This is a genomic window from Piscinibacter sp., from assembly GCF_050175855.1.
Lineage (GTDB): Bacteria > Pseudomonadota > Gammaproteobacteria > Burkholderiales > Burkholderiaceae_C > Piscinibacter.
In genome coordinates this window covers 1-26016 of sequence record NZ_JBFXIO010000008.1, presented here as the reverse complement: position 1 = coordinate 26016, position 26016 = coordinate 1, and the positions used below count along the sequence as shown (strand labels likewise).

General features: G+C 66.7%; 22 protein-coding genes. 10 read left to right on the top strand and 12 right to left on the bottom strand.

What is annotated here, in order from left to right; translation table 11 throughout:
- Positions 1-19: 19 nt before the first annotated feature.
- Genes narI through AB7U92_RS01585 form a run of 7 tightly spaced genes read right to left on the bottom strand, consistent with a single transcriptional unit; the run spans position 20 to position 11238 of the window.
- A complete protein-coding gene (gene narI, locus AB7U92_RS01615; RefSeq protein ID WP_428574049.1) occupies positions 20-745 on the bottom strand; it encodes a respiratory nitrate reductase subunit gamma in 726 nt (241 codons plus the stop codon).
- The gene (gene narJ, locus AB7U92_RS01610; protein WP_428574047.1) at positions 742-1434 is read right to left on the bottom strand and encodes a nitrate reductase molybdenum cofactor assembly chaperone; all 693 of its coding nucleotides are present in this window, start codon (positions 1432-1434) and stop codon (positions 742-744) included. The genes narI and narJ overlap by 4 nt, the downstream gene beginning before the upstream one ends.
- Positions 1431-2954: a nitrate reductase subunit beta gene (narH, locus tag AB7U92_RS01605; protein WP_428574045.1), complete on the bottom strand. Its 1524-nt coding sequence runs from the start codon at positions 2952-2954 to the stop codon at positions 1431-1433. Before narH ends, narJ begins: the two co-directional genes overlap by 4 nt.
- 28 nt (positions 2955-2982) lie before the next feature.
- Positions 2983-6789, bottom strand: a complete 3807-nt coding sequence (locus AB7U92_RS01600; protein ID WP_428574043.1) for a nitrate reductase subunit alpha — start codon at positions 6787-6789, stop codon at positions 2983-2985.
- Positions 6790-6838: 49 nt separating this feature from the next.
- Entirely contained in the window at positions 6839-8227 is a 1389-nt protein-coding gene (locus AB7U92_RS01595; protein ID WP_128199361.1) for an MFS transporter, read from the bottom strand.
- Between the two features lie 33 nt (positions 8228-8260).
- A complete protein-coding gene (locus AB7U92_RS01590) occupies positions 8261-9919 on the bottom strand; it encodes an MFS transporter (RefSeq protein ID WP_428574041.1) in 1659 nt (552 codons plus the stop codon).
- 17 nt (positions 9920-9936) lie between these two features.
- Entirely contained in the window at positions 9937-11238 is a 1302-nt protein-coding gene (locus tag AB7U92_RS01585) for an MFS transporter (RefSeq protein WP_428574039.1), read from the bottom strand.
- 204 nt (positions 11239-11442) lie between these two features.
- Between AB7U92_RS01585 and AB7U92_RS01580 the strand changes: the two genes are divergently transcribed.
- The 7 genes from AB7U92_RS01580 (at position 11443) to AB7U92_RS01550 (ending at position 17067) form a co-directional block, all read left to right on the top strand.
- Positions 11443-11949: a hemerythrin domain-containing protein gene (locus AB7U92_RS01580; protein WP_428574037.1), complete on the top strand. Its 507-nt coding sequence runs from the start codon at positions 11443-11445 to the stop codon at positions 11947-11949.
- A gap of 19 nt (positions 11950-11968) precedes the next feature.
- Entirely contained in the window at positions 11969-12934 is a 966-nt protein-coding gene (locus AB7U92_RS01575; protein ID WP_158288974.1) for a DUF6306 domain-containing protein, read from the top strand.
- Between the two features lie 10 nt (positions 12935-12944).
- Positions 12945-13190: a DUF3079 domain-containing protein gene (locus AB7U92_RS01570; protein WP_276658383.1), complete on the top strand. Its 246-nt coding sequence runs from the start codon at positions 12945-12947 to the stop codon at positions 13188-13190.
- 325 nt (positions 13191-13515) lie between these two features.
- Complete coding sequence (locus AB7U92_RS01565) at positions 13516-14703, top strand: HPP family protein (RefSeq protein WP_428574035.1); 1188 nt, start codon at positions 13516-13518, stop codon at positions 14701-14703.
- 117 nt (positions 14704-14820) lie between these two features.
- Complete coding sequence (locus AB7U92_RS01560; protein WP_428574033.1) at positions 14821-14985, top strand: hypothetical protein; 165 nt, start codon at positions 14821-14823, stop codon at positions 14983-14985.
- A gap of 49 nt (positions 14986-15034) precedes the next feature.
- A complete protein-coding gene (locus AB7U92_RS01555; RefSeq protein WP_428574031.1) occupies positions 15035-15751 on the top strand; it encodes a glutamine amidotransferase in 717 nt (238 codons plus the stop codon).
- Entirely contained in the window at positions 15748-17067 is a 1320-nt protein-coding gene (locus tag AB7U92_RS01550; protein WP_428574029.1) for an NnrS family protein, read from the top strand. Before AB7U92_RS01555 ends, AB7U92_RS01550 begins: the two co-directional genes overlap by 4 nt.
- Before the next feature lie 55 nt (positions 17068-17122).
- Here AB7U92_RS01550 and AB7U92_RS01545 read toward each other — a convergent pair whose 3' ends face one another.
- From AB7U92_RS01545 to AB7U92_RS01535, 3 genes are all read right to left on the bottom strand, one after another.
- Positions 17123-17803: an anaerobic ribonucleoside-triphosphate reductase activating protein gene (locus tag AB7U92_RS01545; RefSeq protein WP_276658374.1), complete on the bottom strand. Its 681-nt coding sequence runs from the start codon at positions 17801-17803 to the stop codon at positions 17123-17125.
- Positions 17804-17812: 9 nt separating this feature from the next.
- Positions 17813-18037 (bottom strand): anaerobic ribonucleoside-triphosphate reductase, encoded by a 225-nt coding sequence (gene nrdD / locus AB7U92_RS01540; RefSeq protein WP_276658372.1) that lies wholly within the window; start codon positions 18035-18037, stop codon positions 17813-17815.
- 71 nt (positions 18038-18108) lie between these two features.
- Complete coding sequence (locus AB7U92_RS01535) at positions 18109-20136, bottom strand: ribonucleoside triphosphate reductase (RefSeq protein ID WP_428574026.1); 2028 nt, start codon at positions 20134-20136, stop codon at positions 18109-18111.
- Positions 20137-20356: 220 nt separating this feature from the next.
- Between AB7U92_RS01535 and ubiU the strand changes: the two genes are divergently transcribed.
- The 3 genes from ubiU to ubiT are packed head-to-tail and all read left to right on the top strand — an operon-like array spanning position 20357 to position 22940.
- Positions 20357-21394 (top strand): ubiquinone anaerobic biosynthesis protein UbiU, encoded by a 1038-nt coding sequence (gene ubiU / locus AB7U92_RS01530; RefSeq protein ID WP_428574073.1) that lies wholly within the window; start codon positions 20357-20359, stop codon positions 21392-21394.
- Complete coding sequence (locus AB7U92_RS01525) at positions 21391-22428, top strand: U32 family peptidase (RefSeq protein ID WP_428574024.1); 1038 nt, start codon at positions 21391-21393, stop codon at positions 22426-22428. The genes ubiU and AB7U92_RS01525 overlap by 4 nt, the downstream gene beginning before the upstream one ends.
- On the top strand, positions 22425-22940 hold the full coding sequence (gene ubiT, locus AB7U92_RS01520; RefSeq protein ID WP_428574022.1) for a ubiquinone anaerobic biosynthesis accessory factor UbiT: 516 nt from the start codon (positions 22425-22427) through the stop codon (positions 22938-22940). Before AB7U92_RS01525 ends, ubiT begins: the two co-directional genes overlap by 4 nt.
- A 786-nt stretch (positions 22941-23726) precedes the next feature.
- On the opposite strand, the gene AB7U92_RS01515 is transcribed toward ubiT, so the two are convergent.
- On the bottom strand, positions 23727-24551 hold the full coding sequence (locus tag AB7U92_RS01515) for a TniB family NTP-binding protein (protein ID WP_428574020.1): 825 nt from the start codon (positions 24549-24551) through the stop codon (positions 23727-23729).
- A 41-nt stretch (positions 24552-24592) separates the two neighbouring features.
- Positions 24593-26016 (bottom strand): Mu transposase C-terminal domain-containing protein (locus AB7U92_RS01510; RefSeq protein ID WP_428574018.1); only part of this gene is annotated, 1424 nt, incomplete at its 5' end.

Sequence of the window (26016 nt, the reverse complement as noted above, 5' to 3'; positions counted from 1 at the left end):
GTGTCGATGGGCCACACGCTCAGCCGGCGCGGCGCGGCAGGTTCTGGCGGGCCGGCACGTTGAGCCGGCGCGAACGCACCATCTGATACGGGCGGAACAGGTAGGCAACGGTACCGAAGCCGCTCCACACGTGAACGAGGCGGCTGAAGGGGAACAGCAGGAAGATCGTCATGCCCAGCAACATGTGAAGCTGGAAGTGCCATTCCACGCCCGCGACCAGCGCCGCATTGGGCTGCAGCAGCACGATGCCTTGCAGGTACTCGGCCAGGCGCAGCATGGTGGTGGGTTCGCCCGCATGATGCAGTGACGACGGCAGCGTCGACAGTCCGATGGCCAGTTGCACCCACAGGATCACCAGGATCGCGATGTCGGTCCGGTGGCTGGTCAGCCGGATACGCGGATCGAACAGCCGCCGGTGCAGCAGCATCGTCAGCCCGATGAAACACAGGCCTCCGGCCACGCCGCCGGCGATCACGGCCAGCAGCTGCTTCTGCGAGGACGTCATGACCAGGCCGTACACCGCGTGCGGGGTCAGCTGGCCGAACAGGTGCCCGAAGAACAGGAACAGGATCCCGCCGTGGAACAGGTTGCTGCCCCAGCGCAGCTGGCCGGCGCGCAGCAGCTGCGAGCTGTCGCTCTTCCACGTGTACTGGTCGCGGTCGAAGCGGGCCAGGCTACCCATCAGAAAGAATGCCAGGCAGACGTAGGGGTAGACGGTGAAGGCGATGGTGTGGAGGGTGTTCATGCCGATGCTCCCGGCTGGGTGGACGCCTGGCGCGCGGCGGCGCGCACGATCTGGATCGGTTGCGGCTGGCCCGGACTGGCCTGGCCCTGGGTGGAGCAGCCACCGAAGACCGCAGGCTCCTCCCAGGATTCATCGAGGGTGGGCTCGTCGGGGATCTTCACCGCCTGAGCTTTCTCCCCGGCCAGTTCGAGCACCGCTGCCAGCACGCTGGCATAGGGGCTCTCGCGGCGCAGCAGCGCGCTGAAGATTGCCTGCAGGATATGCGTCAGCTCGCGCAGGAAGGCCCGGGCCTGGGCGGGCGGCTGCGTGGACGCGTACTCCAGCACCACCGTCAGGTGATCGGGCAGTTCGCTCGGCGCGAGGTATAGGCCGGCCTGCTCGTAGGTCTGCAGCAGGTCGATCATGGCCGGCCCGCGGTCGCGGCTGTCGCCGTGCACATGCTCGAACAGGTGCAGCGCCGTGCCACGGCCACGGTCGAAGGTCTCGACGTAGTGCGCCTCGACGTCCATCGCGCGCGCGCCACGCAGGTGCTGCATCAGGGCGGACAGCTCGGCCAGGCGATCGGGTCGAAGCGCCCGCTCGCCTTGGAGCGCCGTCGTCATCTCGGCCAGGTGGTCGCGTAGCGAGGTGTCCGGATAGCTCAACAAGTGCGCCAGCACCCGCAGCGTCAGGGGAAAGGGCTTGCTCATACGGTGGCCTTGATGGGGATGGTGCGCTTCTTCTCGCTGCCGAACAGGCTGGTCTCGGTGACCCCTTCGCTGCAGCCGTTGCCGAAGCTGAAGCCGCAACCGCCGCGCACGTTGAAGGCGTTCTCGGCGTATTCGCGGTGCGTGGTCGGAATGACGAAGCGGTCCTCGTAGTTGGCGATGGCCATCACGCGGTACATCTCCTCGACCTGATTCACGCTCAGCTTCACCTGTTCGATAGCGGCCTGATTGGCGCTGCCATCGACGTGTTTGGCCCGCTGGTAGGCGCGCATCGCCAGCATCCGCTCGAGCGCCCGCACCACTGGCGCGGTGTCGCCCGCCGTCAGCAGGTTGGCGAGGTACTTGACCGGGATGCGCAGCTGGTTGACGTCGGGGATCTCGCCATTGGTGCCGACCTGCCCGGCGTTGGCCGCGGCGGTGATGGGACTGAGCGGTGGCACGTACCACACCATCGGCAACGTGCGGTACTCCGGGTGAAGCGGCAGCGCCACCTTCCAGTCCACCGCCATCTTGTAGACCGGGCTGTTCTTCGCGGCTTCCAGCCAGTTGTCGGGAATGCCGTCGGCACGCGCCTGCGCGATCACCTTCGGGTCGTTCGGGTCCAGGAAGATGTCGAGCTGTGCCTGGTACAGGTCCTTGTCGTGCTCGACGCTGGCAGCCTCTTGAATGCGATCAGCGTCGTACAGCAGCACGCCCAGGTAGCGGATGCGACCGACGCAGGTCTCGCTGCACACCGTGGGCTGGCCGGCCTCGATACGCGGATAGCAGAAGATGCACTTCTCGGCCTTGCCGCTCTTCCAGTTGTAGTAGATCTTCTTGTACGGGCAGCCGCTCACGCACATGCGCCAGCCGCGGCACTTGTCCTGGTCGATGAGGACGATGCCGTCTTCCTCACGCTTGTAGATGGAGCCCGAGGGACAGCTCGCGACGCACGCCGGGTTCAGGCAGTGCTCGCACAGCCTGGGCAGGTACATCATGAAGGTGTTCTCGAACTGGCCGTAGATGTCCTTCTGGATATCGTCGAAGTTCTTGTCCTTCGATCGCTTGGCGAACTCGCCGCCCAGGATCTCCTCCCAGTTCGGGCCCCACTCGATCTTCTCCATCCGCTTGCCAGTGATGAGGCTGCGCGGCCGGGCGGTCGGCGCATGCTGCATCTCGGGCGCCGACTGCAGGTGGTCGTAGTCGAAGGTGAAGGGCTCGTAGTAGTCGTCGATCTGCGGCAGGTTGGGGTTGGCGAAGATCTTCATCAGCAGCTGCCACTTGCCGCCTTGGCGCGGCACGATGGAACCATCGGCCTTGCGCACCCAGCCACCGTTCCACCGGTCCTGGTTCTCCCACTCCTTGGGGTAGCCGATGCCGGGCTTGGTTTCCACGTTGTTGAACCAGGCGTACTCGACGCCGGGACGGCTGGTCCACACGTTCTTGCAGGTCACGCTGCAGGTGTGGCAGCCGATGCACTTGTCCAGGTTCAGCACCATGCCGATCTGTGCGCGTACTTTCATTGCGATGCTCCTTGTCTGATCGGCCGGTTCAGGGGTTCTCGCCCTGGCCCTGGTAGGCGGCGGCGAGGTGGTCGTCGGCGGGCGTGTCCAGCCAGTCGACCTTGGCCATCTTGCGCACCACGACGAACTCGTCGCGGTTGGTGCCGATGGTTCCGTAGTAGTTGAAGCCGTAGCTGAACTGCGCGTAGCCACCGATCATGTGCGTGGGCTTGAGCACGATGCGCGTCACGCTGTTGTGGATGCCGCCGCGCACGCCGGTGATCTGCGAACCGGGCGTGTTCACGATCTTCTCCTGCGCGTGGTACATCAGCAGCATCCCGGGATTGACGCGCTGGCTGACCACCGCACGCGCCGCAATGGCGCCATTGATGTTGAAGACCTCGACCCAGTCGTTGTCCTCGATGCCCGAGCGCTTGGCGTCGTCCTCGCTCAGCCACACCACCGGGCCCCCGCGGTTGAGAGTCAGCATCAGCAGGTTGTCGCTGTAGGTGCTGTGGATGCCCCACTTCTGGTGCGGTGTGATGAAGTTGAGCAGGATCTCCTGGTGCCCGTTCGGCTTGATGTTGTGGATGCCGGCCGTCGTCTTCAGGTCCACCGGGGGACGGTAGCTGCTCAAGGCCTCGCCGAAGGCGATCACCCAGGGGTGGTCCAGGTAGAACTGCTGGCGCCCGGTGAGCGTGCGCCAGGGGATCAGCTCGTGCACGTTGGTGTAGCCGGCGTTGTAGCTGACGGTCTCGCTTTCGATGCCGCTCCAGGTCGGGCTGCTGATGATCTTGCGCGGCTGCGCCTGCACGTCGCGGTAGCGGATCTTCTCGTCCTCGCGGTACAGCGCCAGGTGGGTATGGTCGCGACCCGTCTGCTTGCCCAGGGCTTCCCAGGCCTTCACCGCGACATGGCCGTTGGTCTCTGGCGCGAGCTGCAGGATGACCTCGCAGGCGTCGATGTCGGTCACGATCTTCGGCATGCCCTGCGTCACGCCCTCGGTCAGCGTCGTGCCGTTGAGCTGCCCGAGTTGCTCCACCTCGGTACCGGTCTTCCAGCCGATGCCCTTGCCGCCGTTGCCCAGCTTGTCCATCAAGGGGCCGAGCGCGATGAAGCGCTTGTAGACGTTCGGGTAGTCGCGCTCGACCACGCCGATCTGCGGCGCGGTCTTGCCGGGGATCAGATCGCACTGGCCCTTCTTCCACTCCTTCACGTCGAACGGCTGGGCCAGTTCGGCCGCGCTGTCGTGCATCAGCGGCGTCAGCACCACCTCGCGTTCGACGCCCAGGTGGCCGACGCAGACTTCGCTGAAGGCCTTCGCAAAGCCCTTGTAGATCTCCCAGTCGCTGCGGCTTTGCCACACGGGGTCCACCGCGGCACTCAGCGGGTGGATGAAGGGGTGCATGTCGCTGGTGTTGAGGTCGTTCTTCTCGTACCAACTGGCGGTGGGCAGCACGATGTCGCTGTAAAGGCAGGTGGTGCTCATGCGGAAGTCCAGCGTCACCACCAAGTCGAGCTTGCCGACCGGGGCCTCGGCGTGCCACTTCACTTCAGATGGCTTGGCGTCGTCGGCGCCCAGGTCCTTGCCCTGGATGCCGTTCTCCGTGCCCAGCAGGTGCTTGCAGAAGTACTCGTGGCCCTTGCCCGACGAGCCCAGCAGGTTGCTGCGCCAGACGAACATCACGCGCGGCCAGTTCTGCGGTGCGTCGGGGTCCTCGCAGCTCATCTCGACCGTGCCGTCCTTCAGCGCCCGCACGACGTAGTCCTTCGGGTCCAGGCCGGCCGCGGTGGCATCCTTGACCACCTGCATCGGGTTGGTCTTGAGCTGCGGCGCACTGGGCAACCAGCCCATGCGCTCCGCGCGCACGTTGTAGTCGATCATGCTGCCGCCGAACGCCTTGCGGTCGGCCAGCGGCGACACGATCTCCTCCATCCCGAGCTTCTCGTAGCGCCACTGGTCGGTGTGCGCGTAGAAGAAGCTGGTGCTGTTCATCTGGCGCGGCGGTCGGATCCAGTCCAGTGCGAAGGCCAGCGCCGTCCAGCCGGTCTGCGGGCGCAGCTTCTCCTGGCCCACGTAGTGCGACCAGCCGCCGCCGCTCTGGCCGATGCAGCCGCACATCATCAGCAGGTTGATGACACCACGATAGTTCATGTCGCAGTGGTACCAGTGGTTCATCGCCGCGCCGATGATCACCATGCTCTTGCCATGCGTCTTGTGCGCGTTCTCGGCGAACTGCCGCGCCACGGTGATGATCTGGTCGCGCGGCGTGCCGGTCACGCTCTCGGCCCAGGCCGGCGTGTAGGCCGCGTCGTCGTCGTAGCTCTTGGCTCCGCTGCCCAGCCCACGGTCGATGCCGTACTGCGCGGCCTGCAGGTCGAACACCGTGGCCACCAGCGCTTCGCGGTGATCGCCTTCCTTGCCCAGGCGCAGCCGCACCGCCGGCACCTTGACGAAGTTGACCTCGCCGTTCTGCACATTGGTCGTGAAGTGCGGATTGCTGACGCCGCCGAAGTAAGGCAGGCCGATGTCCACCACCTCGTGCGCCTGATCGCCGTCTTCAAGGACCGACAGCTTCAGCTTGACCTCGGTGCCGTGGCGCGCCTCCTTGTTCTCGAGGTTCCACTTGCCTTGGTCGGGGCCGCCCTCGGGCGTCCAGCGGAAGCCGATGCTGCCGTTGGGCAGCACCGCCCGGCCGCCGGTGTCGAAGGCCACGGTCTTCCACTCGGGGTTGTTCTGCTGGCCGAGCTTGCCGTTGAAGTCCGAGGCGCGCAGGTAGCGGTCAGGCACCAGCGTCTTGCGGCCGTCGGGCAGCGGGTGCTCTTTCAGCATCACCAGCAGCGGCAGGTCGGTGTAGCGGCGCGCGTAGTCGTCGAAATACGGGCTGCGCTGCTTGAAGTAGAACTCGTTGAGTGCAACGTGGCCCATGGCCATCGCCAGCGCAGCATCGGTGCCCTGCTTGGGGTGGAGCCAGATGTCGGCGAGCTTGGCGACCTCGCTGTAGTCGGGCGTGACGGCCACCGTCTTCGCTCCCTTGTAGCGCACCTCGGTGAAGAAGTGCGCATCGGGCGTGCGCGTCTGCGGCACATTGCTGCCCCAGGCGATGATGTAGGTGCTGTTGTACCAGTCGGCCGATTCAGGCACATCGGTCTGCTCACCCCACACCTGCGGGCTGCTGGGCGGCAGGTCGCAGTACCAGTCGTAGAAGCTCATGCACACGCCGCCGATCAGGCTGAGGTAGCGGCTGCCGGCGGCGTAGCTGACCATGCTCATCGCCGGAATCGGGGAGAAGCCGATCACCCGATCGGGGCCGTGCTTCTTGATCGTGTAGACATTGCTGGCTGCGATGATCTGGTTCACCTCGTCCCAGCTGCTGCGCACGAAGCCGCCCATGCCGCGCACCTTCTGGTAGTCGCGCCGTGCCTCGGGGTTCTCGACGATGGTGGCCCAGGCGTCCACCGGCGTCTTGGCGGTCTTCATCGCCGCGCGCCAGCGCTCGAGCAGGCGGCCGCGCACCATCGGGTACTTCACGCGGTTGGCGCTGTACAGGTACCAGCTGTAGCTGGCGCCGCGTGCACAGCCACGCGGCTCGTGGTTGGGCATGTCCCAGCGCGTGCGCGGGTAGTCAGTCTGCTGGGTCTCCCAGGTGACGATGCCGCCCTTGACGTAGATCTTCCACGAGCACGAGCCGGTGCAGTTCACGCCGTGCGTGCTGCGCACGATCTTGTCGTGGGCCCAGCGGTTGCGGTAGGCGTCCTCCCAGGTGCGGTCCTCACCGGTGGTCAGGCCATGGTCGCCGGCGAACGTCTCCTTGGGCAGTGAGAAGTGGGTGAGGCGGTCCAGAAAGTGGCTCATGTCGTCGTCCTTGGAAGTGCTCGTCCGCGTGCGGGTTTCAGGAAGTGAACTAGCAGGGGTAAGGTGCGTTGCGGCGGCTGTACGCCCACCAGGTCAACGCGATGCAGGAAAGGTAGAAGCCGATGAACATCACCAGCGCCGCCGAGGCGCTTCCGGTGATCGCCAGCGACGAGCCCACGCTCTTGGGGATGAAGAAGCCGCCGTAGGCGCCGATGGCGCTGGCAAAGCCGAGCGCCGCTGCGGCCTCCACAGCACCTTCGCGCGCAGCCTGCGCACGCGCCGAGGGCAGTTCATCGGCCTTCTTCAGGCGCTCGGCGACGAACAGGCTGGAGATCATCCGGAAGGTGCTGCCGTTGCCTATGCCCGACGCCGCGAACAGGAGACCGAAGGCCGCGAGGAAACCGGTGTAGCCGTTGCTCGACACTTCCGAGCCCGAGCCGCTCACCGTCGGCAGACACAGCAGAGCGACCAAGGCGGCCAGCGCCATCAGCACGAAGACCCAGAAGGTGACGCGCGCGCCGCCCCAGCGATCGGCCATCCAGCCGCCCAACGGGCGCAGCACGGCGCCAATCAGCGGCCCCAGCCAGACCAGGTGCATCGCATCGGCGCGCTGGTACTGACTCTGGGCCAGCATCGGCAGGCTCGCCGAGAAGCCGATGAAGCTGCCGAAGGTGCCGAGGTAGAGCCAGCACATCAGCCAGTTGTGCCGGCGGGTGAAGACCACCGCCTGCTCGGCCATGCCGGCGTGCCGGTCGGCGAGGTCGTCCATGCCGAACCAGGCCGCAGCCGTGCTGGCCAGGATGAGCGGCACCCAGATGAAGCCCGCGTTCTGCAGCCACATCGGTCCCTGCGCCGTCGACTGAGGCGGACCGTCGAAGATCCCGAAGACACTCGCGCTGATGGCCAGCGGCACCAGCAGTTGCATACCGGCCACGCCGAGGTGACCGAGCCCCGCGTTCAGGCCGAGCGCATAGCCCTGGCGTGCGCTGGGAAAGAAGTAGCTGATGTTCGCCATGGAACTGGCGAAATTGCCCCCACCCAGCCCGCACAGCAGCGCCAGCACCACCATCCATTCGAATGGCGTGGACGGATCCTGCACGGCCAGGCCTATGCCCACGGCCGGCAGCAGCAGGCTCGCGGTGGCCAGCGTAGTGAAGCGGCGGCCGCCAATCACCGGCACGGCAAAGGCATAGAAGATGCGCAGCGTGGCACCGCAGAGGGCGGGCAGCGCCGTCAGCCAGAACAGCTGGTTGGTGCTGTATCGGAAGCCAGCCGCGGGCAGATGAACCACCACCACCGACCAAAGCATCCACACCGCGAACGACAGCGCCAGCGCCGGGATCGACAGCCAGAGGTTGCGACGCGCAACGGCCTCGCCCTGGCGCTCCCAGAAGACCGGGTCTTCAGGATTCCAGTGGTGGATGATCGCGGCGGACATGGCGGATCGAGGTGAGCGCTGACCGGGGTACGCTCAGGGGTTCTTCACGTAGGCGTTGCCGCGCAGGTAGAACCACCAGTTCAGCACCAGGCACAGGGCATAGAACACCGCGAAGCCGTAGAACGCCAGTTGCGGTGCGCCCGCCTTGATGTACTGGCCGATCAGCACCGGCGCGATGAAGGCGCCGTAAGCCGCGACCGCCGACGTCCAGCCCAGCACCGGGCCCGCCTGGGTACGGTCGAAAATGACGCCGATGGTGCGGAAGGTGGACCCGTTGCCGATGCCGCTGGCAAAGAACAGCACCAGGAAGAGCCCGAGGAACATCGGGAAGTACTGCTCCGGCGTGGCCGAGCCGTAGGCCAGCATCATCACGTAGCCGACCGCGACGGCGGCCAGGGCCATCACCGCGGTGATCACCTGCGTGACGATCGAGCCGCCCACCTTGTCGGAGATCCAGCCGCCGATGGGCCGAGTGGCCGCGCCGACGAAGGGGCCGATCCAGGCATAGGCCAGGATGGTCGGCGCGTTCGGGTTGTTCAGGGTGTGCTGCATCACACCGTTGGCATCGGGCACGTGGCTGACACCGAAGATGACCTTCATCGACAGCGGCAGCGCCATCGAGAAGCCGATGAACGAGCCGAAGGTGACGATGTACAGGGCGGTTAGCGACCAGGTGTGCTTGTCCTTGAAGATCGCGAACTGCTTCTTCACGCCCTCCTTCATCTCGCCGAAGGCCGCCAGTCGCATCACGGCGAGCGCCATCAGGATGTCCAGGGGAATCGCCACCCACATGTTCAGCAGCCCCAGGCCGGTGGGCTTGGGCAGGTACAGCCAGAGCATGAAGATGGTCGGGACAAAGGCCAGCGTGTACAGGTAAGTGATCTTGGCGAAGGCCACGATCGGCGAGCCGGAGTTCGGCGACACCGTCTTCAGGTTGTTCATGCCGAACCAGCACAGCGCGCCCAGCGGCACCAGCGAGAACACCCAGGCGAAGCCGGCGTTCTGCACCCAGGTGGGCGTGCCGGCGGCGATCTTCCCGAAGATCCAGCCGCTGTCCTTCAGCAGCGTCATCGGCTCTCCGCCGAAGGCGCCCAGCAGCGGAACGGTCATCACCAGCGGGATGACGATCTGCATCGTGGTGACGCCAAAGTTGCCCAGGCCCGCATTCAGGCCCAGCGCCGTGCCCTGCAGCCGCTTCGGGAAGAAGCCGCTGATGTTGGACATCGAACTGGCGAAGTTGCCGCCGCCCACGCCCGACCACAGCGCCATCAGCTGGAAGGCCCACAGCGGCCAGTCCTTGTGCTGCAGCACGATGCCGGTGCCGATGGCCGGCGCCAGCAGCATCGAGGTGGTCAGGAAGATCGTGTTGCGCCCGCCGGCCAGGCGAATCAGGAACGAGGCCGGGATGCGCATCGTCGCGCCGGCGATGCCGGCGATGGCGGTCAGCGTGAAGAGCTCGTCCTGGGTGAACGGAAAGCCCAGGTTGAGCATCTGCACGGCGATGATGCCCCACATGCCCCAGACCGCGAAGCCGCACAGCAGCGCGGGGATCGAGATCCACAGGTTGCGGTAGGCTACCTTCTTCCCGGTGCCCTCCCAGAAGGCGTTGTCCTCGGGGCGCCAGTCGGCGATGTCGGCCGCTGAGCCGCCATGCTTGGCCGTCCCTTGTGTTGCCGTGGTGGTGGCATTCATGAAGGTTCTCCTTGCCCTCAGCGCGCGAAACTGCGCGACAGGGGCGATGCGGGCGCGTTGCGGCCCATCATTTCAGTCTTGCGCACCTCGGTCCAGTACATCCAGATCAGCGAGACCCAAACCACGCCGTACAGCAGCATGAAGGCGCTCGAGCGGATGCCGGTCAGATCCATCAATGCACCGAACAGGATCGGCAACACGAAGCCCCCAAGGCCACCTGCCAGGCCCACGATGCCGCTGACGGTTCCGATGTTTCCGGCGTAGTCGTCGCCGATGTACTTGAAGACGCTGGCCTTTCCGAAGGCCCAGGCGATGCCCAGGATGAACATCAGCGCTGTGAATACGTAGACGTTCAGGCCCACTTGGAAGGTGCGGGGGCCGTTGACGGTGAGCACCGTGAACTCGGTCTGCGGGTAGCTCAGCAGGAACAGGCACACCCAGCTGACCCAAAGCACCCACCAAGTGACCTGATGGGCGCCGAACTTGTCAGAGAGAATCCCGCCGACAGCGCGCAGCACGCCACCAGGCAGACTGAAACAGGCGGCGAGCAGGGCGGCGGCCTGGATCGACAGGCCGAACTCGCCCACGTAGTACTGCACCATCCACAGGGCCAGCGCAACATAGCCACCGAAGACGATGCTGTAGTACTGGCAGTACTTCAGCACCTTGGGGTCCTTCAGCATCTTCAGTTGGTCGGTGAACTTCACGCTCGACGGCACCCTGTGCTTGGGATCGCTGGCGCTGCCCAGCCAGAACAGGATGACGGTGCCGAGCATCACCGCGGCGTAGACCTGCGGCACCAGCGTCCAGCCGCCGATGGCCAGCAGCACCGGCGCAGCGAACTTGTTGACGGCCGAACCGGAGTTGCCGGCACCGTACACACCCATCGCCATGCCCTGGCGGGACTTCGGAAACCAGCGCGCCACATAGGGCGTGCCCACCGAGAAGGAGCCGCCCGCCAGACCCACGAACAGGCCGATGACCAGGAAGTGCCAGTAGGCGGTGGCGTAGCTCATCAGCCAGATCGCCGGCACCGTGGCAGCCATCAGCAGCGCCATCACGATGCGGCCGCCGTAGCGGTCGGTCCAGATGCCCAGAGGCACGCGGATCAGCGAGCCCGTGAGCACCGGGGTGGCGGTCAGCAGGCCGAACTCGGTGGCCGACAGGCCAAGGCTCTTCTTCAGCGGGATCCCGATGACGCCAAACATCATCCAGACCATGAAGCAGACGGTGAACGCCAGCGTGCTCACGACGAGCACGGACCACGCCTGGCGTGGGATGGCGGTAGGGAGGGCCGTGGGGTTGGTAAGGGAAGCCATGATGCTGACTTGACCGGGGTTGGCGAGACTGTCCGCCCGGCCTATGTCCGTGACCATCCGACCGGTGGCTAGGCGCGGCACGGCAGAAGAACGATGGGGCCACGCCGGTACATAGTTCTGAAGAACTACTCCGGGCGGGTTTGCCCGGGCCGTTGACTTGCGTCAACGACGCAACGTCGCCGGCTCGCCCAGACTGGTCCGGCCATGCCCGCTGAACACGCTTCTCGCATCGATCCTGCCGCCCAGGCGGCGACACTGATCGAGCACATCCAGACCCGCTACCACGACACCCATCGGCGAGCGCTTGCGCAGTTGCTGTCCCTGGCCAGCCAGGCCGTCGCGCTCGGTCTCCATGTCGGCGTGGTCGAGCAACTGGCCTCGATCGGCAATGCGCTCGAGCAGCACATGTTCAAGGAGGAGATGCGGCTCTTCCCGATGATGGAACAGGGCGGCAACACGCTCATTGGGCGCCTGATCGAGGATCTGCATCGAGAGCACGGCGAGCATCTGCCGGCCGTGCAGGAGTTGCAGAGCCAACTTCGCGCGACCGATGCGACGGGCGCGGCGCAACCGATCCTGGCCCAGCTCGTCCGGGGCGTCGACGACTTCGCCCGCGAGCTGGCCGAACACATCCGCCTCGAGGACGAGGTGTTGTTCCCCCTGTTCTGCCACTCCGCTGCTGCGGGCGCGCGGACGGCCCTCATCCCCTAGACAGCGAGGTTCAGAAGTCATGGATCCACATTCACCGCAGGAGAATCGGCCCTCGCTCGATGAGACCGCTCGCGCCGAGTTGCTGGCCGCGCTCAATGAGCTGCTCGAAGCCGAGCGCGCAGGAGCGCGCGTGGCCATGGAGACAGGCCGCGAGATCCACTCACAGGAGCTGGCCGCCCTGGTGGCCGACATTCACAAGGACGAAGTGCACTGGTGCGGCATGCTGATGCGGACGATCAAGTCCCTCGGCGCCACGCCTTCGAGCGCAACGGGCGCCTTCCATGGCAAGGCGATGGCGATCCCTGACGTCGACGATCGGCTGAAGTTCCTCAATCGGGGTCAAGCCTGGGTCGTGCGAAAGCTCGAAGCCTTGCTCCCCCGGCTGGATGTCCCGCAAGCACGCGCAGACCTGGAGGCGATGCTGCAGGCCCATCGTCAGAACATCGAGCGGGTCGAGTCGCGTTTCTCTGAAGGCGGCACACCCGAACCCGGCGGCGCGGCCGGCAAGACAGAACCCACCGAGCCTTCGGCGCTGATCGAGTACATCCTGCAGCGCTTCCACGAGGTCCACCGTCAGCAGCTGCCCGAACTGATCGAGCTGGCAACCAAGGTGGAATCCGTCCATGCGGATCATCCGGACGTGCCGCGGGGTCTGACCGTGCTTCTGCAGCAGATGCACTCGGAATTGCTGGATCACATGGCCAAGGAAGAAGGCGTGCTCTTTCCGATGCTGGCGCGAGGCGGAAGCTCCTTCGTGACCCACCCCATCTGCGTGATGATGTCGGAGCATGAGGAACACGCCCACCGGCTGACACAGCTGATGGCACTGACGCGGCAAGCCACGCCGCCGGCGGGCGCCTGCAGAACATGGGTTCGGCTCTGCACGGCAACGAAGACTTTTGCCGAAGACCTGCAGAAGCATATTCAACTGGAGAACACAGTGCTGTTCCCGCAGTTCGACAGTTCGCTTGCACGGCAAGGGTAGCGGCCGCGCGATGAGCAAGCGGTTCCCGGTGAAGCCTGCGCATCCTGAGCGAATCTGCTGGGGATGCGACCGGTACTGTGCGGCCGATTCGATGATGTGCGGGAACGGGAGCGTGGCCACTCTTCATCCGTCCGAACTCTTCGGGGCGGACTGGGAGAGTTGGGGAACCCACCCGCAGCCGCCAGCCGGCGCTAGCGACGAGACTGTCCCTGTGCAGCGTGCTGTGGCGGGGACCGAGCCCCCTCTCGAGCAATGAGCCCCCGCACAGACGAGTGCCTCGCGTCGGACGCGCTCCCGCATGCGTACGCACAGTCTGCTCATGCGGGCTGCGTTTTCGAGGTCAGGGCCAGAACCTTTGCCAATGGTTCTGGAAGCTATGTGCAGGTGGTGGTGCATGCACCCGCCAACGCTCCTCATGAACAGTCGGCGGAGTACGTGACCGACGACGCGACGGCTGCGGGCGCGTGGAGATCCGGCATCGCCATCGCGAAGTCGATGATCGTGGATCGGGTCCAATGGGGCCCCGGACAACTTTCGCGGGATAGTCACGCGTCTGGACCATCCTGACTCCCTGCGCGACGATGAAGAATCTGCTGGAAAACAGCCGAGGGCTGCTGTGGCTGGGCTTCCAGCGGCAGACCGTCGATGCCCGCGAGCGAACGCGCGATGTTGCGGGGGCCGTGCTTGGGCTTCTGCTGACAGGTGGCTTCAGCTGGTGGGCGTGGGGGGCCGACTCGGTGTGGCTCGGCGCGCCGATGGGCGCCTCGGCTGTGCTGTTGTTCGCCGTTCCCAGCAGCCCGCTGGCCCAGCCCTGGCCGGCGGTGGTGGGCAATCTCACGGCCGCGCTGGTCGGTGTGTTCATCTACCGCACCATGGGCGCCTCGCCCGTGGCCGCTGCGCTGGCCGCCGGCCTGGCACTGGCGCTGATGTTCCCCTTGCGTTGCGTGCATCCGCCAGGCGGCGCGGTGGCCCTCACGGCGGTGGTGGGTGGGGCCGAGGTGCACCAGCTGGGCTACGGGTTCGCGCTGGCGCCGATTGCGTTGAACTCGGCAATGCTCGTCGCGTGCGCGCTGTTCTGGCGGCGCCTGACGCACAACCACGTGGCACCGCATCCGGTGGTACATGCCAACCGTCATCGCACGGCCGATGCTGCGCCGCAGGACCGCATTGGCATGACCACCGACGACCTGGACGCCGCGTTGCGCAGCTTCAATGAGCTGGTCGACATCGACAGCCAGTCGCTGGAACAGGTGTTGCGGCACGCCCAGGGGCTGGCCTGGGAGCGGCAGTTCGGCAAGGTGCGCTGCGCCGACATCATGTCGCGCGATCTGGTCACGGTTGAATTCGCCACACCGCTGCAGGAAGCCTGGACCTTGCTCCACCGCCACCGCATCCGGGCGCTGCCCGTGGTGGACCGTGCCCGGCGGGTGATCGGCGTCGTCACACTGGTGGACTTCCTCAAGCACGCCCGGCTGGACCCGCGCGATCACCTGAGCCTGGGGCAGCAGATCCGCAAGCTGCTGGCGCCCACGCCGGGGGACTACTCCGACAAGGCCGAGGTCGTCGGGCAGATCATGACCAGCCCCGTGCACACCGTGACAGAAGAAGACGCGGTGGTCGAGCTTGTGCCCAGGCGGTCCGACGAGGGCATGCACCACTTGCCCGTCGTCGACGCGCAGCGCCGGCTCTCCGGCATGGTGACCCAGTCGGACCTGGTGGCCGCCTTGTACCGCTCGCAGTCGTCACTTCAGACGGTCAAGTCGACCTGAGCCGGCGTCGTTGAAACATGGAGAGTCACTCCCACGACACTTCACCACGGGCACGGCGCTGTGGCGCCGTGTCTACCGGCGCCTTCCGCTGCGCTATGCACGTTCTACTTGGGCGCGTTGCTCCCGCTCAGCATGTACGCTGCGGGCACGGAGCGCATGATCGAGGCAATGGGGATCGGGTTCCTCGATGCCGTTCCGCGCATGTTCATCTCGATCGCGGTGGCGGCCTGGTGCGCGGCGCTTCTTTGGTTGGTTTTGGGGTTTCTGGGCCGCACGCGGTAGGCGGTGCCATGACCTCCTCAGCCCCCAGGCCTCGGGAGCCGGTTTCATCGTGACAAGCAGCCTCGCCATCCGGCACGTCGCATTCGAGGACCTCGGCACCCTCGCTCCCGTTCTGGACCAATCCGGCATCGCGCCCCGCTATCTGGACGGCTGGAGTCCGGATCTGGCCCATGTCGATCCCGTCGCCCCGGACCTGGTCGTGGTGTTGGGCGGCCCCATCGGTGTCTACGAGGTCGCCGCATACCCCTGGCTCGCGCACGAGATCGGGTGGCTGCGAACGCGCATGCTGGCCGGTCGGCCCACGCTCGGCATCTGCTTGGGAGCTCAGCTGATCGCCGCCGCGCTGGGCGCTCGCGTGTACCCCGGGCCGTTGAAGGAACTCGGCTGGACGCCGCTGCAGCTGAGCGCTGCGGGGCGCGTTTCGGCCCTGGCTCCGCTGGACGGCAGGTTGACCTCGATGCTGCACTGGCACGGCGACACCTTCGACCTGCCCGAAGGTGCTCAGCTGCTGGCCAGCACGGCGTCGTACCGCCATCAGGCCTACCGGTGGCAGCAGCATGTGCTGGGCCTGCAATGCCATCCCGAACTGGACGGTGCCACGTTCGAGCGATGGCTGGTGGGCCACGCGCTGGAACTTGCCCAGACCGGCGTCGACGTGCCCGCGTTGCGCGCCGAGACGGCGGCCCGGTCCGGCACACTGGCTAGGCAGGCGGCTCTGGCCTGGCGGCGGTGGCTGGCCGAGGTGGGTCTGGCGTCCGCTGAATGAGCTTTCCGCCCCCTGAGGCCGCTGCAGCCGAGTCGACCCGCGCGCCAAGCTGGAGTGCCCAACGGCTGCTCAGCTCGCCCCATCGGCTGTGCTTCTTCTGGGCCGGCGTGCAGTGGGCGGTCAGCGCAGGCTGGTGGGCAGCCGAGTTGCTCGCTGGGCCACGCGCCGGTGATTCTCAGCATCTGGTGCCTTTGGTGGCGTGGCACGGACTCTGGTTCAGCCTGGGCGCCATGCCCCTGTTCGTGGCCGGCTTCGTGTTCACCGCAGGTCCGCGGTGGCTACATACCACCCCTATCGGCACGCGCCAGCTTTGCGTGGGAGTGGGATTGTTTTCGGCAGGCTGGCTGCTGGCACTGCCGCTTACCGGGGTGGACGCTCGAGCCGTTGCGGCCATGTTGCTCGCGGCTGCGATTGGCCAGTCGCTTCTGGTCGAACGGGTGCTGGCCCTGCTGCGCACGGGTCGCTCCGGAGAGCGCGTGCACGTCGCTCTGATCACCATCGCCATGGCAGCCATGGCGCTGACACTCCTGGCCGCAGCGCTGGCATTGGCCACCGGTTGCGTGGAGTGGCTGCAGCCTCTGGCACAGGCCGGGTTGTGGTGCGGACCCGTCTTGGTGTTCGTGGCAGCCTCGCATCGCATGCTTCCATTCCTCGGCGATGGCCTGTGGCCGGCGCTGGATCGAGGCTGGCCCCATTGGCCGCTGTGGCTGCTGGTATCGCTCGTCCCTGTCCAGGCGGTCGGTGCGTTGTTGCCCAGCATGGCCCCGCTGCCCCCGTGGCCGCGGTTCGTTGGCTTCGGCCATTTGGTCGTCGTGTGCGTCGCCAGTGCTGGCCTCACACTTCGCTGGGTGGGACACCCCGCGATGCGCACGCCCATGCTGAAGATGCTCTTCGGCGCGGCCTTGTGGTGGCTGCTGGCGTTGCTGCTGTTGACGGCTGCGGCGCTCCCCGCGTTGTCCGATGAGAGCGCCAGGCGGCTCGGACTCGCCGGCCTGCACGCCTTGGGCATGGGTTACCTGGGCGGCACCTTGCTGACCATGGCGACACGCGTAAGCGCCGCGCACCAGGGAATCGCCCGCGCGATCGACGGTGTCGCCCGCCTGCTCTATATGGTGCTTCAGACCGCCGTGCTCGCCCGGCTATGCGCCTTGCTCTGGCCGCAGGCCGCTTCGGTTTGGCTGCCTGCAGCCGCCGTGGCCTGGAGCTTCGTGACCGCGTTCTGGCTGCTGCGGCATGGCCGCTGGCTGGGCCAACCGCCCAGAGCCCGCTCGCGTTCGTCCCAGTCACCGATCATTGCCGCAATCGAGAAGCGTTGACGGCCGAGAAGTCTCGGTCGACGTCGACGTCGCAGGGCCGTGTGCGGCCCGACGATCAACGAAAGCTGAGTTGCGGGACCCGCGCCTTCAGCGCCTCGCGCCATGACGCGGCGAGCGCCGCGGCCGGGCCGCCGCCGGGCGGGCGTCCCGCCTGCAACACCCAGCGCTGCACGCCGTGCGACGCCAGCCAATCGGCCAGCATCAGCAGCGCAGGCTCGGGCAGCCACCGCGGATGCCATGTGGTGCGCAGTTCGTACGCCACGCCTGACTGCTGCACCAGTTGCAGCGCCCGCGCGGTTTCCCGCACGCTGCCCGGCGCGCCCGTCAGCGCCGGCAGTTGGGGCGGCGCGGCCTTGATGTCCAGCGCCACCCAGTCCAGCAGCGGCAGCATGCGGCTCAAGTGCGCAGCCGAGACGCCAGCCGTGTGCAGCGCCGTGGCCAAGCCTGCCTCGCGCACTTCGGCCAGGGCCGACGGCAGCGCCGGGTCCAGCGTGGGTTCACCGCCGCTGAACACCAGTCCGTCGAGCAGGCCGATGCGGGTCCGCCAGCGCGCGCGCAGGTCAGCCCAGCGAAGCCCGGCCTGGGGCGCGCACTGAGACTGCAAACCCGGGTTGTGACAGTAGCTGCAGCGCCAGGGACAGCCTTGCACGAAGACGACGGCCGCCAAACGGCCCGGCCAGTCCTGCGTGGAGAAAGGCTCGAAGCCGCCCACCGACAAGGCATCGGCGGCCACCATGGATGACACTCAGGCGCAGGCCGGAAGCACTTGCGAGGCCTCGGCAAGACCCTCGGTCACCATGGCGCAGTCCTTGGCCACGAAGCTCAGGCGCTCGGCATGCTCGCCTTGCTTGCCGATGTTGAACGAGGCCACTGGCCGGTGGTAGCCCATCACGCGGGTCCAGACCTCGCAGGGCTGGCGCTCGTGGATGGCGAGTTCCGGGTGGTGGATGGCGGTCTGGCTGTGGCTCATGAAGATCCTTTCAGGGGCTGGGTCGATGCATGGAGCGGGCGCCCGGCGCACCCTGCGCCGGCGGTTTGGGCTCAGATGGCTGCCGCTTCGGCTTGCGCGCTGCGCTTGCGCTGCAACGCCAGCTCGTCGCACTGCGGACAGAACTGGTGTTCGCCCGACAGGTAGCCGTGAACCGGGCAGATCGAGAACGTGGGCGTGACGGTGATGTAGGGCAGGCGGAAGTTCTCCAGCGCACGCCGCACCAGGCTGCGGCAGGCCTGGGCATCCGGCAAGCGCTCGCCCAGGTAGAGGTGCAGCACCGTGCCGCCGGTGTACAGGCGCTGCAGCGGCTCCTGGCGAGCCAGGGCCTCGAACGGATCGCTGGTGAAGCCCACCGGCAGCTGGGTGGAGTTGGTGTAGTAGGGCTGGCGCTCGCTTCCGGCCTGCAGGATGCCGGGGTAGCGCCGCCGGTCCTCCTTGGCGAAGCGGTAGGTCGTGCCCTCGGCCGGCGTGGCCTCCAGGTTGAAGAGGTGACCCGTGCCCTCCTGGAACTCGGTCATGCGCGCGCGGATGTGCTGCAGCCAGCGCAGCGCAAAGGCCTCGCCCCAGGGCGTGGTGATGTCTTCGGTGCCGCCGCTGAAGTTGCGGATCATCTCGTTGACGCCGTTCACCCCGATGGTCGAGAAGTGGTTGCGCAGCGTGCCGAGGTAGCGCTTGGTGTAGGGGTACAGGCCACCGTCGATGTAGCCCTGGATCACTTTGCGCTTGATCTCGAGGCTGTCGCGCGCCAGGTCCAGCAGTTCGTCGGTGCGCGCCAGCAGCGCGGCCTCGTCGCCGGCATACAGGTAACCCAGGCGGGCCCCGTTGAGCGTGACGACACCGACCGAGCCGGTCTGCTCGGCCGAGCCGAACAGGCCGTTGCCACGCTTGAGCAGTTCGCGCAGGTCGAGCTGCAGCCGGCAGCACATGCTGCGCACCATGTGCGGCTGCAGATCGCTGTTGAGGAAGTTCTGGAAGTACGGCAGGCCGTAGCGCGCCGTCATCTCGAACAGCGCATCGCAGTTGAGATGGTCCCAGTCGAAGTCGCGTGTGATGTTGTAGGTGGGGATGGGAAAGGTGAAGGCGCGGCCCTTGGCATCGCCGGCGCACATCACGTCGATGTAGGCGCGGTTGATCAGGTCCATCTCAGCCTGCAGGTCGCCGTAGGCAAAGGGCATCTCACGCCCGGCGATCACCGGCACCTGCTCGCGCAGGTCTTCCGGGCAAGTCCAGTCGAAGGTGAGATTGGTGAATGGCGTCTGGGTCCCCCAGCGAGAGGGCACGTTGAGGTTGTGCACCAGCTCCTGCAGGCACTGGCGCACCTGTTCGTAGCCCAGTGAATCGACGCGTACGTAGGGCGCCAAGTAAGTGTCGAAGGAGCTGAACGCCTGGGCGCCGGCCCATTCGTTCTGCAGCGTGCCCAGGAAGTTGACGATCTGCCCGATCGCGCTCGACAGGTGTTTGGGCGGCGCCGAGTCCACCTTGCCCGGGATCCCGTTCAAGCCCTCGTGCAGCAGCGTTCGCAGCGACCAGCCGGCGCAATAGCCCGAAAGCATGTCGAGGTCGTGGAGGTGAAGGTCGGCCTCGCGGTGGGCCTGCCCCACGGCCGGCGGGTACACATGTTCCAGCCAGTAGTTGGCCGTCACCTTGCCCGCCACGTTCAAGATTAGCCCGCCCAGCGAATAGCCCTGATTGGCGTTGGCGTTGACGCGCCAGTCCTCGCGGGCCAGATATTCGTTGACCGATCGCCCCACATCGACCATGCAGCCGCGGTCGGCACGCAACAGGCGGTGCTGCTCGCGGTAGGCGATGTAGGCACGCGCCGTTTCGAGATGGCCGGACTCGATCAGCACTGCCTCGGCTTCGTCCTGGATGCGCTCGATGTGCGCCACGCGGCCGGCCAGCCGCGCGGTGACACGATGTGCCAGGTCCTGCGCACGCACGACTTCGAACTCGCCGGTGGCGACACCCGCGCGTGCCAGCGCGTCGGCGATCTTGCCGACCTGGAACGGCGCGCTCTGGCCTTCGCGCTTGATGACCGCCACGGGCGCTAACGGGTTCACCTGGAGTTGATGCTGCATGCGCTACCTATAGTGTTTGGTACTGAACGAAAACGCTATATGTAGTGTCCTTGGGGATCAGTCGAAGTGGATTTGATCCAGCGCATGCTCTTGGGCGATCGCAGCCAGTGGACTCTGGATATCTCTTTGCGTTAGCGCAAGACCATACTTGCCGCGCGTTTCCAGACTCCTCCGTTTTGCCTGCCATCCGAGGCCAGCATCGCGCTCCGGCCCTTCTCCCATGCTGGCCACGCACACCAACCTGCCCTCAAGCCCCCAACTTGTCTGCCCAGCCGGCAGCCTGCGTGCCCTCACCGTGGCCGTGGATGCCGGCGCCGATGCCGTCTATCTGGGCCTGAAGGACGCGACCAACGCCCGCAACTTCGCCGGCCTGAACTTCGACGAGACACAGATCCGCGAAGGCATCGCCTACGCGCATCGGCATGGCGCGCAGGTGCTGATGGCGCTGAACACCTTTGCCGACGCGCGCAGCCCCGAGCCGTGGTTCGCCGCGGCCGACAAGGCCGCCGAACTGGGCGCGGACGCGCTGATCGTGGCCGACACCGCGGTGATGGGCCACTGCGTGCGTCATCTGCCGAGCCTGCGCCTGCACCTGTCGGTGCAGGCCTCGGCCACCAGCCATGCGGCCATCGAGTTCTACCGCCAGCGCTACGGTGTGCAGCGGGCAGTGCTGCCTCGCGTGGTGGCGGCGGACCAGATTGCCAAGATCATCGAAGGAACCTCGGTGGAGATCGAGGTCTTCGGATTCGGCAGCCTGTGCGTGATGGTCGAGGGCCGCTGCGCGCTGTCGTCCTATGCCACCGGACAGTCGCCCAACACGGCCGGGGTCTGTTCTCCGGCATCGGCCGTGAGATGGCAAGAGGGGGCCGACGGCGTGCGCGCCCGGCTGGGCGGTGTACTGATCGACCACTACGCGCCAGATGAGCCGCGCGGCTACCCGACTTTGTGCAAGGGCCGGTTCGATGTGGATGGCCAACGCTCGCATGCGCTGGAAGAACCCACGAGCCTCAACACCATGGCGATCCTGCCGCAGCTCATCGCCATGGGCGTGCGCGCTTTCAAGATCGAGGGCCGTCAGCGCAGCGCCGCCTATGTGGGCGATGTCACACGTACCTGGCGCGCGGCGATCGACGCTGCCTGCGCTGCCGCCGCGCAAAGCCAGGCTTTCCAGCCCCTGCCGGCATGGACCCAGGCGCTGTCGCGCCATGCGGAAGGGGCGCAGACCACGCTGGGTGCGTTCGAGCGCCCCTGGCGATGAAGGAACCGCCCATGGATGCCCTTCACCACCCTGCTCGCGACACGTCCGTCGCTCAGGCCCCGGCGCTGTCCCATCTATCCGAATCGAAGTCCAGACGCTTCGGCCTGACCGTAGGACCGGTGCTGTACCTCTGGTCGCGTGCACGCCTGTTGGACTTCTACGCCGGGATCGCGGAATCGCCCGCCGACTGCGTAGTCCTGGGCGAAGTGGTGTGCGCGCGCCGCCGCGAGCTGCGCCTGGACGACTGGCTGGCGCTGGCGCGCGAACTCACCCAGGCCGGCAAGCAGGTCATCCTGGCCACGCAGGCGCTGGTGGAAACCGAGGCCGATCTGCGCCTGATCGAGCGCCACGCCGATCTCGCCTGCCATGCCGTGGAGGCAGGCGATGCGTCGGCACTGGCCTTGCTGCGCGGCCGCGTGCCGCTGGTGCTGGGTCCGCACGTCAACGTCTACAGCCAGGCCGCACTGCGCGAGCATGCCGATCTGGGCGTGCTGCGCTGGGTGCCGCCACTGGAGCTGTCGCTCGCTGCGGTCGCCCATATCAACCCGGCGGGACAGCCGGTGCGCGGACCCGACGGCGGCGCCATAGTCACCGAGGTGTGGGCATTTGGCCGATTGCCTCTGTCGTTCTCGGCGCGTTGCTTCACTGCGCGCCATGCCGGCGTTCCCAAGGATCAGTGCGGCTACCCCTGCATGGACGACCCTGATGGCCGTCTGGTCCGCAGTACCGAAGGCCAGTCATTCCTGGTGCTCAACGGCACCCAGATTCAATCGGCCGGTGTGCACAACCTGCTGGAGCATGGCGCCGCGCTGGCATCCTGCGGGGCTACCCGCGTGCGGCTGTCGCCGCAGTCATCCGGCTTCACGAAAGTGATCGAAGACTTCGACGCTGTCTTGAACGGCGACCAGCCGGCCGAGGGACGACTGGCCGGCTGGGCCGAAGCCGGCGTCCCTCGGCCACTCGTGACCGGATATGCCTTCGGCGGCGCGGGCATGAACACGGTGCAGGCGGAAGTGGCGGGAGTAGACGCATGATCTCCATTCGCCGACCACCGCGGTGGTTGTCCGCCCGGGTCGATTCGGTCGCTGCCCACTTGGACCGCTTGGCACCACCGCCACCCTTGCTGGCGCGCGCGATCGCCAAGCTGGCCGGAGGCGTCACTCAATTGCCCAGCGCGCCGCCGTCGACACTGGTGGCCGCGGCCATCAACCGGGCGTTGTGGCCGCGCTTCCCGCCCGAGTTGCGCGACGGGTTGGCTGGTCGCGTCGTGGCAATGGAAATCACCGACCTGGGCGTGCGCGTGAGGCTGTGCGCGGGCCCGCGGGGCTTCTCTGCGGCCGGCGAGCAGGCGGTGGCGGCGCTGCGCATCGCCTCTCGGACCTCAGGCTGGTGGCGACTGGCTCGCGGCCTGGACGATCCCGATCGCTTGTTCTTCGATCGCGTGCTGATGATGGAGGGTGACACGGAGCTTGGACTTCTGCTCAAGAACTCGCTGGACGCCCTCGGTCCGCTGTGGCCGGTGGCCACGGCCCAAGAGCAACGCTGATTGCCGCAGACCTGTCATCAGGCGTTCATCCGTTCGGCGATTCCCGGCGCGAAGTGGTTCCGGCACCGCTGCAGTCGTCGTCTTCCTCGGGCCCAGTCGTTGTTCCCTCGCTGCAGACGGTGCGCGGCGATTTGAGCCAGCAGTCGGCTATCCAACACTTTGCCGTCCCATCCTCGCCCGTCGATGGGCAGCGCCAAGGGTGCGAACGCCGTGCGACAGCTTCTATGAGTGTTGAGATCCGCAAACCCTGCTAACGGCGTCCGTGAACCGTGCTAGCGTCGCCAAGAGAGCCTGAACTCTGGACACCGACGTCTGTCTATCGCTTGACGACGCCGGCTGAGGTAGCTTAAGAGCCGGCCCATGTTGCGATGCTTGCGCACCGTTGACCTTCCCACCCAGCTCGATTCGCCTGGATGTTCGCTGCAGACGAATTCGTGCCCATGCAACCAACCAGCTGGCCAGGATGGCGCCCTGACATCCAAGGGATTGAGGAACAAGCAGGAGTGGCAGAACGGGAGGTCCTGTCTACTCGGCAGGGGCCTCTGCGGACCGAGTGCAGCGATGATTTCGATGCTCACGCGCGCAAGCCTTGCCAGAACCTCGCAGTCCCCTTCCCTGGGCACTGGCACCTCAAGCCACGAGAGTTGCTCATCGGCGAAGATCTCCGTCACTCCCGCCGATGACGCCAGTTCATCGACCGTCAATCGATAGCGCGATGCCATGCGGCCGAACCAGCTACCAAAGGCCTCGCCTTCAAACGGTCGATGCGCCACAGGCCAGGGTCGATCACGACGGCAGATTTGCCACATGCTCGAGATGCCCCAGGGTGATGCGCTCGCTGCCGTCTCGGATGGCGGCCTCGGCCGCATCGTTGAGCAGCCGCGAGACCTCGCCAAGCAGCCCACCGCTGACCGCACTCAGGTACTGCACCAGCGGGCGCTGGGTCAGCTCTGATGGCCGCTTCAGCGGCAGTGCCGCCTCGAACGCAGCCAGGAGGCAGCGGAACTCCTCGCTCTCGCTCCAGCGGGGCAACTCCAGCGGCGTGAAGCGGCTGTGGATCTGGGCGTCGCTTTGGAACGCCACCGGCGCCTCGCTCGTGCCGACCGCAACGATGGCCATCCTCAGCTCGTTGGAGAGGTACTTCAGCAAGTTCAGCGAGCCGCGCTGCTCCCGTGCGCTGCCAGCCAGCAGGTGGTGTACCTCGTCGACGATCAACAGCCGCGGCCCTATTCGGCGCAGGATGTCGCAAGCCACTTGCTCCAGGCTCGCCAAGGTCGAGTTGGGGCCTTGGGGTACCCCCACTGCCGTCAGCAACGCCCGGTAGAAGCGCCGCTGATCGGGCGACGGCGGCATCGGCAGGCTGATCACGGGTCTGTGCTCGACGCCGCGCACAGCGTCGAAGGCAGGCGGATGTTCACGAAGGAACTTGGCCACGATCAGCGTCTTGCCGATGTTGGACGGACCGTGCAGCAGCATGCAGGGCATGCGTTCTCGCTGCGGGGTGTCCAGGAGCCGTTGCAGCCATTGCAGCGCCTGCGTCGCGCGTGGGTAGTCGATCCAGCGGTCGGTCCGCAACGCCCGCACCCGCTGCTCGTCGTCGAGGTCGAGCATCTGCCTCGCTGCGGAATGAAGGTGGGAGCGCTCGCGCACGATCACTTCCAGATCTCCACGGCGTAGGGGGTCACCGGCTTGCTGTAGTCCACTTCGGTCGGCTGCCTAGAATCGCGGGTCTGAAGTTCAGTCGAAGGCGCCGCCGGTGGCGCCTTCGAGTTGCGGCGCGCCCGGCGTGCCGATCGCTCGGCTTGCTCCACGATCTGTCGTTGCGAACTGATGGCGCGGAAGACATGCTCTTCGGACACCCGGGGCACATGCGCCGCCCTGAGGGCTCGCACGGCGGCACGCTGCTCCCACAGCGTGATGCGAGGGCGCCGCAGGTCGGCGTAGTTCGCTTGCACATAGTTGCGCCCGTCGGCGCTGACGAAGATCCTCGACAGGTCCTCGGGGTGGTAGCGCACCCTCACCCTCTGCCGCTGTTCGCGCCAGACGACGAACACGGGGTTCCAGTAGCGGATGTAGAAAATGGTCAGGCCATCGGCCTGGATCGAGCGGTGGGCCAGCGGCATGAAGTTGATCAGCAGCTTCATGGCCTCACCGGGCCCAGGCGCCAGTTGGCGCGGGGCACGCTGTTCAACCAGCGACTGCCATGCCGCGAAGGGGGTGGAGTGGAACAGGCCCCGATGCTCGCTGTGGTGGTAGCGCTCGCCGACTTCGAGGGCCAGCCAACGCTCGAATTCCTCCAAGGTCAGACAGGCGCGTTGTTCGGGCTTGCGCGCCTTGCGGCCACGCGGCGAGTTGCCGGTGGCGCCAGGCAGACCCTTCAGCCGCTGCATCAGCGTGCGGTTCATGCGCTCGATGTGGCCGCCATAGTTCGGGCGGCCGACCGGCCGGTGGTCGATCTCGATGCCGTACTGAGCGCAGCCCAGGCGAAGGGCGCGGCTGCGAAACTCAGCCGCGTTGTCCAGGTGCAGCCGCTGCGGCAGGCCGGCCATCGGCCAGTCGATCTGCAGCCCCAGGTGAGCCAGCCAGGCCGACTTGGGCTGGACGATGCGGCTGACCAGGAGCGCCACGGTGCCAGCACCGGGCCGCTCCATGCCGATGAAGAAGGCCGGGACCGTGCGCGTGGCCAGATCGATGGCCACCGACAGCCAGGGGCGGCCGATGACCTTGCGAGTGAAGCGGTCGACGATGAGGACGTCGGCCTGGGTGTGGTCGATCTGCACGATCTCCAACGGCCAGTCCGCTCCGAAGCTGCCGGGCGCGATTGCAGCGCCCGGGAGAGAGGCCAGATGCTGGAGTTCCTGGCCGCGGTGCGAACGCAGCCTGCGCGCCACCGTGTTGCGTGACGGCGCCACGAGACCATGTTCCGTGCAGCGCCGGCGAACCTCGTTGAAGGCGTCCAGCACGGGGTGTGCGAGCTCGCGCTGCCGCGGGACCCACTGGTCAACGACCGACCAAACGATCGCCTCGACCGCAGGCGCCAGCCGCCAGGGTTCGCCGCGGCGGCCTCCCGCGTCCG